Here is a 14,042-nt window from a genome sequence, read left to right as displayed (position 1 = left end):
AATCCTCTCTTTTTTAGTTGTCCCACAGGTGGGTTGCGGCGATTTCTTCAATGGTGGCGTCCAGGTCGTCGGTCAGAATGGTAACGTGGCCCATTTTGCGGTTAATTCGGCTTTCCGCCTTACCGTAGTCGTGGAAGTGCCAGGTTGGTTTTTGCTTAATTAACGCGGCAGCGCCCTTCTGGTGTTGGCCCAAGACGTTGACCATCACGGCTGGCTTGAGCAAGGTCGGGGCTGGCAGCGGCCAGTTGCAGATTGCCCGGTTGTGCAGGGCGAACTGGGAGAAATCACAAGCCTCAATTGAAAAGTGGCCCGAGTTATGCGGGCGCGGGGCCAGCTCGTTAACGTAGATGGCGCCGTCTTCTTTAACGAACATCTCCACCCCCAAGATCCCCTTGAGGTCTAGCTTACGGGCGATCCGCTTCGCCATTTCCTGCGCCCGGTCTTGCAGCTCCTCGCTAATTCGAGCCGGGACGATCGACAGGTGCAGGATCTCATTTTGGTGGATGTTTTCGCTAACCGGGAAGGTGACGACCTCGCCATTGGCGTTGCGGGCTACCATCACCGAGCACTCAAGATCAAAGTCGACCCAGCCCTCCAGGATACAGTTCTTGGTGGCCAGGATGGCATCACACCCCGCCAGGTCGGCCGCTGACTTTAAAACCACCTGGCCGTGACCGTCGTAGCCCCCTTCACAGGTCTTCAAGACGCTGGGGTAGCCGATCTCTTCCAGGGCCGCCGTTAGCTCGGCCGCGTTTTTGACGGCACGAAAGGGTGCGGTGCTTAGCCCGGCATCCCTTAAGAAGCTCTTTTCCCGCAGGCGGTCCTTGGTGATCCGGAGCAGCTCCGTTCCCTGGGGAAGCTCGACCTGGTCGGCGACGGCTTCCAAGGCGGCCAGGTCGACGTTTTCAAACTCGTAGGTTAAGACGTCGGCCCGGGCCGCCAGCTCCTCAATCGCCCGGCGATCATCATAGGGCGCCACGAGCTGGTCATCGGCACACTGGCCGGCCGGACAGTCCGGTGTCGGGTCCAGGATAATCGTCTTCATCCCGGCGTACTTTGCGTCTAATGCCATCATCTGGCCCAGCTGGCCCCCGCCGATGATCCCAATGGTGCCCCCCTGAGGGATGAAGTGGTCCCTAGTCAAGGTCGGCACCGCTTTCCTTCGATTGGTCGTGCATCTGCTGACGGTAGGCCAGGAGCTGGTCTTGAATGGCTGGATCGCTAGTCCCCAAAATTTCCAGGGCTAGCAAGGCGGCGTTCTTGGCCCCGGCCACCCCGATCGCCGTGGTGGCGACCGGAATACCGGCTGGCATCTGGACGATCGACAAAAGCGAGTCCATCCCGCCCAGGGCCTTGGTCTGGCCCGGAACCCCGATTACCGGCAGCGGGGTGTTGGCCGCCACCATCCCCGGCAAGTGGGCGGCACCCCCGGCACAGGCAATGATTACCTTGGTGCCCTTTTCAACGGCACCACGGGCAAAGTCGAACATTTCTTGGGGCATCCGGTGGGCGGAAATGACCTGTTTGTCGTAGTCCACGCCGAACGCATCGAGGATCAGACAGCCCTCCTTAACGGTTGGCCAGTCCGAGGTGCTCCCCATGACAACGGAAATCTTACTCATGCTTGTTCCCCCTTCTTAAACTGTCTTTAGAATACCAAACCAGCCCGGCGAAAACAAGGTAATTCACGAACCGAATAAGATTAGTTTTTGTTAATTGTTCGTTTTTAACCCGGCAACGCCCTTAAAAAACGCCCGTAACCACCGAAGCGGTTAGGGCGTTGCGACTGTTAATTAGAATAGGCCCGTGATCTTACCATTAGCATCAATGCTCATTTTGACGGCGGCCGGCTCCTTTGGCAGGCCGGGCATCGTCAGCATGTTTCCCGCTAGGGCGACGATAAAGCCGGCGCCCAGCTTTGGCACGAACTCGCGGATGTGGAAGGTGAAGTCCGTTGGGGCCCCGAGCTTGGTCTGGTCATCAGTAAAGGAATACTGGGTCTTGGCGATGCAGATCGGCAGGTCGTTCCAGCCCAGCTTTTCGAACTGCTTGAGCTGGTTTTGGGCCTTCTTGGAAAAGGCCACCTGACCGGCCCCGTAAACCTTGGTTGCGATCGCTTCAACCTTTTCCTTAGGGGTTAACTTGACGTCGTACAGCGGGGTGAACGCCGCCTCTTGTTCAGTCAGGGCCACAACTTCCTTGGCCAGGTCGAGCGTCCCCTGGCCGCCCTTGGCCCAGGCGTCGGCGAGGATTACCTTAACCTTGCGTGCCTTGCAGTTATCTTCAATCAGCTTGATCTCGGCGGCGGTGTCGGTGGCGAAATGGTTGATGGCCACCACCAGCGGCAGGCCGTAGCGCTGCATGTTGTCAATGTGGCGGTTGAGGTTTTTCAGCCCCTCCTTTAGCTCGGCCAGGTTTTCATCCTTCAATGCTTGAAGGGTGGCGCCCCCATTGTATTCCAGGGCCCGCACGGTCGCCACGATCACCACGGCGTCCGGCGTCTTGTCCAGGACGGGGCGCTTAATGTCTAAGAACTTCTCGGCCCCTAGGTCGGCCCCAAAGCCGGCCTCGGTAACCGTGTAATCGGCCAACTGAAGGGCCGTTTTGGTAGCCAGAACCGAGTTGCAACCGTGGGCGATGTTGGCAAACGGACCCCCGTGAACGATCGCCGGGGTGTGGCCGATCGTTTGAACCAGGTTGGGCTTGATGGCGTCCTTTAGGAGGATCGCCACCGCCTCTTCAAAGCCAAGCTGGCCGACCGTGACCGGCTCCTTATCATAAGTGTAGCCAACCACGATCCGGCTGACCCGGGCCTTCAAGTCGCTCAAATCGGTGGCCAGGCAGAGGATTGCCATCAGTTCCGAGGCCGGGGTGATATCAAAGCCGGTCTGGCGCGGCACCCCCTGCATAATCCCGCCCAGGCCGGTGACCACGTTCCGCAGCGCCCGGTCGTTGACATCCTCAACCCGCTTCCAGATTACCCGGCGCGGGTCGAGGCCCAAGGCGTTGCCCCGCATCAGGTAGTTGTCGATCAAAGCGGCCAGGGTATTGTTGGCGCTGGTCAGCGCGTGGAAGTCACCAGTGAAGTGGAGGTTGATGTCTTCCATCGGCACCACCTGGGAATACCCGCCCCCAGTGGCGCCCCCCTTCATGCCAAAGACTGGTCCCATTGATGGTTCACGCATGGCGATGACGGTCTGGTAGTTAAGCAGGGACAAGGCGTCGCCCAGCCCCACCAGGACGGTCGACTTCCCTTCCCCAGCCGGGGTCGGGTTGATCGAGGTCACCAAAACTAGTTTGTGGCGCTTGTCCGGCGTTGCCTTGACTGGCAAGTTAATCTTGGCCTTATACTTGCCGTATTGTTCAATGTCGTCTTCACCCAGCCCCAGCTGGCTGGCGATGTCTTTAATCGGGGTCAGTTGGGCTTGATCTGCAATTTCAATATCAGTTAACACGGGGCGTTCCTCCTATAAAACCCGAACAATTAATAAACAGTGATCTTATATGGTTAACATTACCCGAACTAATCGTGAGGTGCAAGACCTATTTTTCCTTAATTTTGGGCAACTGGTGGACGTGGATCTGCTTGACCCCCACGATGTCTAACAAGAAGGTGAAGATCGGAACCCCGACGATCAGCCCCCAGACCCCGAAGAGGTGCTCGGCAACTAAGAGGACCACGAAGGTGTAAAAGATGGGCAGTTCGGTCCGGCTAGACATGAACTTAGGGTTTAAGACGTAGGATTCCAGCATGTGGATGACTAGGATTACGATTATTAAGTAGATAACATCGCGGATCCCGCCGACTGAGTAGCCGACCATTGACAGCGGCACCAAAGAGATGATCACCCCGGCCACTGGTACCAGGGACAGGATAAAGACCATCAGCCCGAGGGCAAAGATCTGGGGCATCTTCATGAAGAACAGGGCGATCATCGTTAGGACGGTGTTGGTTAGGGCAATGAAAAACTGGGCCTCCAAAACGACCCCGAAGGTGTTAACGAACTTCTTGCCGAAAAAGTCGAGGTCTTTAAAGAACCAGCTCAAGTGCTGGCTGGTCAAAAAGGTCCGGGAAAATTCATTCATCTGACGCAGCTCAATCGTGTAAAAGAAGCTCAGGATCAACGACATCAACACGGCCACCAACAGGGTCCCAAAGGAAGTTAGAGTCGTGACGGCCAGCGTTACCCCGTGCCGAGCCTGACTGGCAATCATTGAACTGGAAACGAACTGGTTGACGTACTTCATCAGCCAGTGCATGTCGGCCGACTGGTAGAAGGTGATCAGGGAGTTGGTCATCTTAACCAGCTGGTTAACCAGCATGGGCACGTAATCGGTGATCACAAAAAAGAGCCCGGCAATCAAGACCAGGTAGCTCAATAAGACAATCAGCGTTACCGGCATCTTTGGCAGCCGGCGCTGGACTAAGCGGACCCAATGGACGATCAGGTAGGTGAAGATAAAGGTCAACAGGATCGTGTTCATCAACGAGCGCGCCTCGTACAAGACGAAGACAATCACTAACAGCACCACCATGCGGCGAAGTGTCTGTTTTTCGGTAAATTTACTCCAAAAATCTATCATGGCAAATAATTCCCTTTCCAAAGTAATTATCACTATCTTAGCAAACCCGGCGCCAGAACCAAAATCAGCCACCCCGTTTTTAGGGTGGCTGATAAGTAAAGGTATTTTGGGAGGTTATTGGGCGGCTTCTTCGGTGAAGACGATCGTTTGGTCCCGCTGGGCAATTAGCCAGCTTCCATCCTGCTTAACCAGTGAGTCAACGTAGCGCACGTAACTCTTTGCTAGCACCCGCTGACCATCCGTTTCCCGCAATAGGGTTGCCTGACAGTAATGGGTGTCGATGGTGATCTTTTCGTAGGCCGGTCCCTGCCGAGCTGAAAAGGCAAAGAAGGCCCGAACGCTCTTGGCCAGGTCTGCCGGGTAGGTTAGGCCCGCAATCTCCTTTAGGTACTGCTTCGACAATTGCGTTTGGATCTCCGCTAAGAGGTCATCTTTGGTGGGATAGTAACGGTAGAAGGTCTTCTTATTGATCTGGGCGGACCGGGCTAGTTCGGCCACGGTAATTTTCTCGTAGTCCTTAGCTAAAATCAGCTTCTCAAAGGCGGCATGAATCGCGGTGATGGTCTTTTTGACCCGCAGGTCTTCGGTTCCGTTCAGTTGCATGAGCTCCTCCGTTCTGAAAATATGGTGCGCCCCTAATTTCGCCGCTGATAACCGACGCAGACAGGGCGAAGCGTCTTTATTAACCTCTTGACACCCGGGGTGTATAATTAACAAATAATACTGCTGAAAGAGGGATTTGGAAAAGATGTTAGAAAAAACGTTCTACAAAGCGCTACTGAGCCGCTCCTTTAAGGACGTCCCGGTTAAAGTTGTTTTTTGGGATCACTCCACGGCCATTTACGGTGACGGGGAGCCGGAAATCACGATTACCTTCAACGAGAAGATTCCGGTCACCGATATCACCCGGAACGCCTCGCTGGCCCTTGGTGAAGCCTACATGGATAAAAAGATTGAAATATCAGGTCCGGCTAACGCACTCGAAATCCTGATTAACGCCGCCTACCGCAGCGCCGAAAGTTTCATGCGCGACTCCAAGCTCCGTCACTTCATGCCTAAGCAAAACCACAGCGAGAAGAGCTCCAAGAGTGATGTTCAGAGCCACTACGACGTCGGAAACGACTTTTACGAACTGTGGCTGGATAAGACCCTGACCTACTCATGTGCCTACTTTGAAGACGACAATCGCGATGACCTGGAACGAGCCCAGATTGCCAAGGTGCACCACATCTTGCAAAAGCTCAACCCCGAACCGGGAAAGACCCTCTTGGACATTGGTTGCGGCTGGGGAACTTTGATGCTGACGGCGGCCCGCGATTACGGGCTCAAGGTCACTGGGGTTACCCTGTCCGAAGAGCAATTCCGCCTTGTTCAACGAAAGATTGACCAAGAAGGCCTCGGCGACGTTGCTGAAGTCCACCTGACCGACTACCGGGAGCTGGGGGACCGGAAGTGGGATTACATCACCTCCGTTGGGATGTTTGAACACGTCGGCGCTGAAAACCTCGGCTTGTACTTCCAAGACGTCGCCAACTACCTGGTTGACGACGGGGTTGCTTTGATCCACGGGATTACACGTCAACAGGGGGGCGCCGTCAACGCCTGGATCAACAAGTACATCTTCCCGGGTGGTTACATTCCGGGCTTGACCGAAATCATCGGCCACATCGAAGACGCCGGGCTGCAAATTGACGACGTGGAAATGCTGCGGCGCCACTACCAACGGACCCTGGAACTGTGGGACCAAAACTTCCAGGCCCAAACTGACAAGGTTACCGAAATGATGGGCGAACGCTTCACGCGGATGTGGGACCTGTACCTGCAGGCCTGCGCGGCGTCCTTTGAATCTGGTAACATTGACGTGATCCAATACCTAATCACCAAGGGGGCCTCCGGCAAGAACCTGCCGATGACCCGCGATTACATGCTAAAGTAGCAACTAATTCCTGCTTGGCACTTCGGTAACTGGTTAAAGACTAAGCTGGACCGGGTCAAAAAGCAATTAATCACTTCGCTAACTAATTAGCCAAGAATAAATATTTTCACACCATCCGCCAAGTCCATGGCGCATAAACCCCTCAGCAACGAGCTCTTGCTGAGGGGTTTTATTGTGGGCACATTTTCGTTTAACCAAAAAAGGAATGGCACTGAATAAATTCATTCAGTGTCATTCCCGACTTTAAGTATTTTTATAAGAACAAGCCGAAGAGCCAGACCCCGACAAGGCCAACCAGAACGGAGGCGGCCATTGAACGGGTAAAGTAGGCCGTGATTGCCACGAAAATGGCGGCCACGATCTGACCGGCATGACCATAGATCATGATGTTGCCCAGGAGCTTGACGTGGTCCTGAACCAGGCCGTAGTCTGAGCTGATGAAGATCCCCTTAATCACCAGGGCGGTAAAGAGGCTGATCGGTACGTACTTCATCCATTCGTTGAACCACTCCGGGATCTTACGGTTGGTGAAAAACCGCATTGGGAAGTAGCGCGGCACGAAGGCGGCGATCGCCGAGATAACAATCACGATCAAGTGGTAGGTTAAATTGTGGTGGCTCGGAATCAATGCACTGGCTTCTGCTAAGTTAAATGTATTTATCCATGCCATGATTATTCACCATTATCCTTTGCGTCAACCGTTTCCGATCCCTCTTGTTCCTTGGCCTGGGCCGCTTCTTGCTTCTTAATGTGCTGGCGGTCTTCAACCGTGTTCCGGGTTGATGATGGCCGGAAGAGCTTCCCTAAGATCCAGGTGTGATCCGGATCCTTAGCATAGCGGCGCACCCGGTTTTCAATTAGGAACCCAACAAAGGAGGCCAAGACGGTCGCCAAGATGATTCCCAGTGTTGACTTAACCAGGGTCAAGAAGTAAATCGAAAGCCCCGCAGACAAGAGGCCGATCAGCAGGGTCAGGCGTTGGCGGACCTGCATTACAATCATGTAGATAAAGAGGGCCGTCAGAGCGAAGTCAACGATTACTAGGTCGATTTGCACGGCCGAACCAATCAGCCCCCCAAGCAGGTTCCCAGTGGCCCAGGACGCCAGGGAGTAGTATTCCACCAGTAAGGCATCCTTCGCCGTCCAATTCTTATCGGTCACGAACTTCAGGTAGTTAATGGCATAGTTTTCATCGTTCATTGAGGCCGAAAAGATCAGGATCGATTTCTGAGATTCATTGCGCATGTAGCGTGACAGGCTGGAGCCCAAAAGGGCGTAGCGCAATTCCAAGAAAAAGAGGGTCATAAAGATCGAAGTGATCGGCGCATTGCTGACCAACAAGGAGGCCAGGGTAAACTGAGCCCCCCCGGAAAAGACCATGATCGAAACCAAGAAGGTTAAGACAAAGTTCATCCCCGCAGCGTTCAAAAGGATCCCACATGCAACCCCAATCGGTAGGTAGGATAAACAAAGGGGCATTGAAACCCCCAAGACTTCCAACCACCGGGCACGTTCCGGATTGATTTGATGTGCTTTTGCCAAAGCAAATTCCTCCACAAATAAATGAGTCGTTTTTTCGGTTTCTAAAGGACGGGTCTTTTTGACCCGGCTAAATTCTAGTTTAACATATCTCAATCGGCGTGAGCAGCTATCAATTGCCTTCACCGCCAATTTCTTAAGAAATAACTAAACCACCGCCCCTAAAATCGCTTTGGGAACGGTGGCTTACAATCATTAAATGTGACTCCTTACCCAGCGAGTCATCCGGGCAAAGACGTTGGCTCTTTCAACGTTAGCGGTTGGAGCCACGTCAACGGTCAGCCGGTTGCCATCAAGCCCAGTCAAGCCGGCGTAGGTCAGCTTCCCGACCACCTGGCCCTTTTTCACCGGGGCGCTCAGCTTGCCGTTCTTATTGGCGTACTTATCGTTGATCGTTAGGCTTGGCGAAAGCAAGAGGCCGGCCCTTTTCCAGAGGGTAACTTTTTGCTTGGCGACTAGGTTAACGGTCGTTGCCTTACCGTTGGGCACCGTGGCCGTAATCGTCGGCCGTACGGTATCGGCCGTGTATTCGTTAGCGACCCGGCGGTAGAGGTTGGCGGTTTGGGTGAACCGTTCATCGCCCCCACCGGTAGCGTGCAAGACAACGGTGATCAGCCGGTGACCCTGGTAAGTCCCGGTTGAGACAAAGCAGGCCCCGGCCTTATCGGACGTCCCGGTCTTTAAGCCGTCAATCTTAACCTGGCTCGGGGCGTTGGACTGGCCATCCAGCATCTTGTTGATGGTAGTGACGGTTGTCCCGTCAATGGTGGCCGAGGTCAGCTTAGTGATCTGGAGCACGTCCGGGTAGGTCTTGATCAGGTACTGGGCGATTTTGGCTACGTCGGTCGCCGTCATTTCATTCTCGGCGTTTTTGGCGACGCCCTTTAAACCGTACCCTTCCATCTGGCCATTGGTTAACCCAACCTGGTTGTAAAGCTTGGCGTCCTTGACCCCGGCTTTTTTAGCGAAGGCCTGCATCTTTTTAACGAAGGCAGCCGTTGAGTCCCCGCTGGCCCGCGACAGGGTGATCGTGGCGGCATCGGCCGACTTGAGCATTGCCGCTTCGGCCAGCTCCCTGACCGTGTAGCTCTTGCCTGCTGTCAGGGTAATATTGGAGTACTCGCTGTTTTCCGACAGCTTGGCCTCGGCCTTGGTGGCCTTGACCTTGGTGTTCCACGATAACTTGCCCTCCTTGATTTCCTGTTCGACTACCCCGAGGGTGATAATCTTGGAGATTGAGGCGATCGCTAGCTTGGTATTGGCGTTTTTGGCGTAGAGCACCTGACCGGTGGTGGCGTCAATAGCCAGGGCGGCCTTGGCGTTGACGGTGGGGTTGTTAGTGTTATTGGCCGCTGTTGAAGCAGTCGCTTCGGTATCAGCGTGAACCGTGGCTGGCACCGCCGTTAGGCTTCCGACCCCCATAACCAGGCTGGCCAGAAGAACGGTCGCCCGGTACAACCAGCGGTGAACGTTTTTATGCATGTTTAAACTTCCTTTTGTACTTGCTTAATTGGTAGTGTGACAACAAAGGCGGTCTCCTGATCGTCCGAGCGGGCGGTCACCGTCCCGTGGTGGAGCTTGACGATCGATTGAACGATCGCCAGCCCCAGCCCGGTCCCCCCAGTTGCCTTATTCCGGGATGATTCAACCCGGTAAAAGCGCTCAAAGAGGTGCTTGAGGGCGGGGGCGGGAATCTTTTCGCCGTCATCGGCCACGGTGATGACCACCTTATCACCCAGCTGCTTGGCCGTCATATGAATGTAGCTGGCCCCGTGCCCGTACTTAAGGGCGTTGGACATTAAGTTCGAAAAGAGGCGGCCCAGTTTTTCGGGATCGGCCGAAATCGATAACGGACTTGGGTCGCAGGTAACGTTAATGGCGATCTTCTTCTTGCTTGCCTCAAGTTCGAAGGAGGCCGCAACCTGTTCGAGCAGCTGGCCTAAGTCAATCGTCATTAGATTAACCGGAGCGCCGTGCTGTTGAACCTTGGTGTATTCAAAAAGGTCTTCCACCAGGTTCTTCATCTGCTTAGCCTTATCATAGGCGATGTGGGAGTACTTGACCAGATCCTCCTCGGAATTATACTGGTGGTCTTCGATCAGACCCAGGTAGCCGATGATTGAGGTTAGCGGAGTCCTGAGATCGTGAGAAACGTTGGTGATCAGCTCATCCTTGGACTTCTCCGTCGCCCGTTCTTCCTCCATCGCCTGGGTGATCGTGTCGACCAAGGCGTTCACCGAGGTGATCACGTGCTGCTGATTGCCGTTGACCCGGAAGGGAATCCGGTGCTCCAGGTGGCCCTGGGCAATGTAGTGAAGCTCGCCGATGATGTGGTCGAGCTGGTAGAGGTGGTAACGCCGCAAGAGGCGCCACCACAGGACCCCAATGTCGATCAGCAGCAATAGGACGATTACAATCCGCTGGTAGGACCAAATTTGGGCGTGGAAGGGCCCGATGATTAGTGATTGCTTAATGATGAAAATCCCGCTTTGAACGCCAGGGTTCCTTTGAATCACCGTCTGGATGATCGTGACCAGGGCAATGTTAATCAGCCCCAGCAAAATGATTGTCAACAATCCTTCAAAAAACAGGGAACTCTTCTCCCGCCCCGTTAGTTTTAACATCCTTTCCCTCCCGTTCAAAAATACATCAGGGCGCTACCCCTTTAGACATTAGTAAGGCCCTAGCGCTAAAAATGAGCACTAGGACCTAAGCGTGAATTGCCTTAGTGGTTTTCAACCTTGTAGCCGACGCCCCAGACGGTTTCGATTACCTTTTCGCCCCCCGTGGCGGCTTCGATCTTATCGCGCAGGTGGGAAACGTGCACCATGACCGTCTTAGCGGAGACAACCGATTCCTGTTGCCAAACCCGCTCGAAAATGTCATCAGCGCTGAAGACCCGGTTCGGGTGGCTGGCTAAGAGGTAGAGGATCCCGAATTCAAGCGCCGTTAGCTGAATCGAGTCGCCCTTTAAGGTTTTAACCTCGTGGGAATCCTTGTTGATCACCAGCGGGCCCACGTTCAAGACGTCAGGCTTGTCGTTGGTAACCTGGTTTTCGCTGCGCCGTAACAGAGACTTCACCCGGGCCATTACTTCCAGCGGGTTAAAGGGCTTGGTAACGTAGTCGTCAGCCCCGGTAACCAGGCCCTGAATCTTGTCCATGTCGGCCGTCTTGGCGGACAGGACCAGAATCGGAATTGAAGAATCCTTGCGCACCTGGCGGATAACCTCCATCCCATTCATTTCCGGCATCATTAAATCTAGGATTACCAGGCTGATGTCGGGCATCGTGTTTAATTTGGTGAGGGCGTCCTTACCGTTGTAAGCCGTCACCGGTTCGTAGCCTTCGTTGCGGGCGTAAATTTCGAGCAGTTGAACGATTTCTTTGTCGTCGTCAACGATTAATATTTTCACTTGATCCATAATGTCCTCCCCCGTTTCATTTGAGAATGTTAAGTTTATTATACCGATCTTATTAGGGTTTGGCCCAACCTTTCCCCGGAGTTTAGGAAATGTTTTACGATTTCAAGAACGTTACGAAGGGGCGGGCCGGATTTTCACCCCCACCACCGTGGAATCATGCTACAATGACTTCAAAATTAACCGTTGCCTTGCCAAAAAGGAGGGATTTGAATGCCAACCAAAGACGAATACGTTGCCCAGCTTCAGCTAACGCCCCATCCCGAGGGCGGGTGGTACCGCCAGGTTTATCACAGCGCTAAAACCACTTACGACCAGACTTCCCTGGCCAGCCGCTACGAATACACCTCGATTTACTTCCTGCTCGACGGGAGCTCGCCTTCCCACCTGCACAGCCTCTTGCACGATGAGATCTGGTACTTCCAAGACGGGGCGCCGCTTTTGATCCACTGCTTCTATCCCAACGGCTTTTACGAGGTTGTCCGCTTAGGCAACAACGTCGCCGCCAACGAACTACTCCAGTTCCGGGTCCCAGCCGGCACTATTTTTGGCGCCGAGGTTTCACGCCCTGACTCCTTTAGCCTGGTTTCGTGCGTCGTGGCCCCAGGCTTTGATTATCACGACCTTGAGCTCCTCACCCAGGCCGACATGCTGGTCAAGTACCCGGCCCAAGCCGATGTCATCCAACGCTTGGCCTACGAAAAGCTTCCTGATTTTTAATGAATAAACGAGCAACGCCCCTCCTAATTTCGGGTTAGAAGGGGCGTTAGTTTTTAAAAGTCGTTACTTTTAACTTGTAAAACCCACCTAGTATTGCCGATATCCTAAACCGGAAGTAAAAAATTGCGGACATAGTCATACCCAAAGATCGATACCGGACACTAAGTGTACTTGCTAAAGAGGTTGCCTTATCAAGGTTATATGATACTAGCGAATGATATTGTAATATCATACTAAACAAGAATAATCTTAGATCTAAGGTGATATTTTAATCTAAATACCCTAGGTCACTGCTGGATGGTAAATAAGACCGACCGGAACTCTATGGGCTACTTTGATGGCAGCCATATACCTGAATCTAAACTAACTTTTTCCTATACAAAAAGACGCCCTTTTCGGCATCCGTACATTTAAAGTTATCGTTAGTTCTATATCTACTTATAATAAGGTCTTCAAAAAGTGGTAAGTCAAAAACGATACTCATAGTTTCCATTACTTTCGTACATATAAATTGGGTTAATAATCTTCAGTGTACTAAATTAATGGTATCAAAAGTTAGGGATAAAATTATTCTATAAAGATAATAAGCCAGTAAATGGACTTAGTTGGTTACCTGATCCAATTACCAATCTCATTCTGTATTCCATACTTAAGATTATCTACACACTTTCCTAAATTTTCATCAAATAAGGATTTCTTATTACAAAAATTAGTTATCTCTTTAAGAGCATTTCTAACAAAAATCGCACCAAGAAATACTGGTATATCATCATCTTGATTACTTTTGGAGGTTAAGGTTGGTAAATTATATTCATTGTAAATATTAGTTGCGTGTACTCTTTCAGAAGTCGGAGACATAAGGAGATTATACAGTTCACCCTCACTGACATATAAAGCCAAATCTTGTAAGGTTTGCAAATACTTCCCTTTTCTATCTCTACTAATACTATAAAATTTTTTAAACTCCTTAGGTTTGATATCAGAATTTTTCTCTAAAAATTCTTTAATTTCAGTATCGATTCTTTTCTTTTCTTCATCCAACCTTGTTTCATTTATATTAAAACTATCAGCTATTTCTCTTGCCTTATCTCTTCGTAATAGATCCTTATGGTTATTTACGTCAATTAATTTATCCTTATACAAAGAATTGATAGTTTTATTAAGATCATTTTTTTGCGCTATTAGACTATACGCCTGTTTCTTAATTTTATATTCTTCTTTTTTACTTTTTGTCAAAAAACGGATATATAGATAGGTTTCCATGACTGTACGGCTAATTATTTGAGAAACAGATTGATTGCTCTGATAATTTACTTCAAAACTATATAAATCAATCATATATTTTGTAAGTAAAATCAATAAATCATATTTTTCTAGCTCCCCTTGCTTTTCAAGCTCTAACTTTAACTTTCCTACATTTGATTCTGCTTTTTTTGCAATAACTTTTGTAGTATTTATCACCACATTAATCACCCTAATTTCACAAGCTATGACTTCTTATATTTTTATACATTCTTTCTATTTTTAGGAAAAGTGAAGAGCAAGCAAAATGATATTTATAAAAAATGAAACATATCCTAATAGTAATAAAACCAAGCCATACTATCGTTATACGAAGGTATAGCGCAAAATCAGTAAGCTATCAAAGTGGCATAATTACGAGCTTTAAAAGGTAAGTCTTTATAAATGCCCGATGCCATAGTAGCTTAATCAGTATCTGTAACTAATTAGTAATCTCAAGTCCCCTTTGATAACCTTCAATATTGTAAGAATAATATTATAGACTAATCAACTTTTAATTTAAAGAAATTCTACTTATGGTTTTTAACTAATAACACCCTT

13 protein-coding genes are annotated in these 14,042 nt (G+C 51.1%); 2 read left to right on the top strand and 11 right to left on the bottom strand.

Annotation, left to right across the window (positions count from 1 at the left end):
* Positions 1-13: 13 nt before the first annotated feature.
* The 5 genes from purK to AOQ57_RS00155 all read right to left on the bottom strand — a co-directional run bounded on the left by purK (position 14) and on the right by AOQ57_RS00155 (position 5,187).
* Positions 14-1,153 (bottom strand): 5-(carboxyamino)imidazole ribonucleotide synthase, encoded by a 1,140-nt coding sequence (gene purK / locus AOQ57_RS00175; RefSeq protein WP_167336617.1) that lies wholly within the window; start codon positions 1,151-1,153, stop codon positions 14-16.
* The gene (gene purE / locus AOQ57_RS00170; protein WP_093624010.1) at positions 1,137-1,622 is read right to left on the bottom strand and encodes a 5-(carboxyamino)imidazole ribonucleotide mutase; all 486 of its coding nucleotides are present in this window, start codon (positions 1,620-1,622) and stop codon (positions 1,137-1,139) included. The genes purK and purE overlap by 17 nt, the downstream gene beginning before the upstream one ends.
* A gap of 171 nt (positions 1,623-1,793) precedes the next feature.
* The gene (locus tag AOQ57_RS00165; protein ID WP_093624008.1) at positions 1,794-3,455 is read right to left on the bottom strand and encodes a formate--tetrahydrofolate ligase; all 1,662 of its coding nucleotides are present in this window, start codon (positions 3,453-3,455) and stop codon (positions 1,794-1,796) included.
* An 88-nt stretch (positions 3,456-3,543) separates the two neighbouring features.
* Entirely contained in the window at positions 3,544-4,584 is a 1,041-nt protein-coding gene (locus AOQ57_RS00160; RefSeq protein ID WP_093624006.1) for an AI-2E family transporter, read from the bottom strand.
* 114 nt (positions 4,585-4,698) lie between these two features.
* Positions 4,699-5,187, bottom strand: coding sequence for a TetR/AcrR family transcriptional regulator (locus AOQ57_RS00155; protein ID WP_093624004.1), 489 nt, complete (start codon positions 5,185-5,187; stop codon positions 4,699-4,701).
* A 145-nt stretch (positions 5,188-5,332) separates the two neighbouring features.
* Between AOQ57_RS00155 and AOQ57_RS00150 the strand changes: the two genes are divergently transcribed.
* Positions 5,333-6,520, top strand: coding sequence for an SAM-dependent methyltransferase (locus AOQ57_RS00150; RefSeq protein ID WP_093624002.1), 1,188 nt, complete (start codon positions 5,333-5,335; stop codon positions 6,518-6,520).
* 253 nt (positions 6,521-6,773) lie between these two features.
* Here the strand turns inward: AOQ57_RS00150 and AOQ57_RS00145 are convergent, their stop codons facing one another.
* The 5 genes from AOQ57_RS00145 to croR all read right to left on the bottom strand — a co-directional run bounded on the left by AOQ57_RS00145 (position 6,774) and on the right by croR (position 11,474).
* Positions 6,774-7,190: an AzlD domain-containing protein gene (locus tag AOQ57_RS00145; RefSeq protein ID WP_235788973.1), complete on the bottom strand. Its 417-nt coding sequence runs from the start codon at positions 7,188-7,190 to the stop codon at positions 6,774-6,776.
* 2 nt (positions 7,191-7,192) lie between these two features.
* Entirely contained in the window at positions 7,193-8,062 is an 870-nt protein-coding gene (locus AOQ57_RS00140; protein ID WP_093624000.1) for an AzlC family ABC transporter permease, read from the bottom strand.
* Positions 8,063-8,254: 192 nt separating this feature from the next.
* Complete coding sequence (locus AOQ57_RS00135; protein WP_093623998.1) at positions 8,255-9,541, bottom strand: D-alanyl-D-alanine carboxypeptidase family protein; 1,287 nt, start codon at positions 9,539-9,541, stop codon at positions 8,255-8,257.
* Positions 9,542-9,543: 2 nt separating this feature from the next.
* Complete coding sequence (locus AOQ57_RS00130; RefSeq protein ID WP_093623996.1) at positions 9,544-10,683, bottom strand: sensor histidine kinase; 1,140 nt, start codon at positions 10,681-10,683, stop codon at positions 9,544-9,546.
* Positions 10,684-10,784: 101 nt separating this feature from the next.
* Entirely contained in the window at positions 10,785-11,474 is a 690-nt protein-coding gene (gene croR, locus AOQ57_RS00125; protein ID WP_093624060.1) for a response regulator transcription factor CroR, read from the bottom strand.
* Between the two features lie 219 nt (positions 11,475-11,693).
* Here croR and AOQ57_RS00120 point away from each other — a divergent pair, with 219 nt between their 5' ends.
* The gene (locus tag AOQ57_RS00120) at positions 11,694-12,200 is read left to right on the top strand and encodes a cupin domain-containing protein (protein ID WP_093623994.1); all 507 of its coding nucleotides are present in this window, start codon (positions 11,694-11,696) and stop codon (positions 12,198-12,200) included.
* Positions 12,201-12,809: 609 nt separating this feature from the next.
* On the opposite strand, the gene AOQ57_RS00115 is transcribed toward AOQ57_RS00120, so the two are convergent.
* The gene (locus AOQ57_RS00115; RefSeq protein ID WP_093624058.1) at positions 12,810-13,661 is read right to left on the bottom strand and encodes a DUF5677 domain-containing protein; all 852 of its coding nucleotides are present in this window, start codon (positions 13,659-13,661) and stop codon (positions 12,810-12,812) included.
* Between the last annotated feature and the right edge of the window lie 381 nt (positions 13,662-14,042).

Origin of the sequence: Limosilactobacillus gorillae, from assembly GCF_001293735.1 — a bacterium.
Classification (GTDB): Bacteria; Bacillota; Bacilli; order Lactobacillales; family Lactobacillaceae; genus Limosilactobacillus; species Limosilactobacillus gorillae.
The sequence above is the reverse complement of the archived record's forward strand: the minus strand, read 5'-3'. Positions and strand labels throughout refer to the sequence as shown.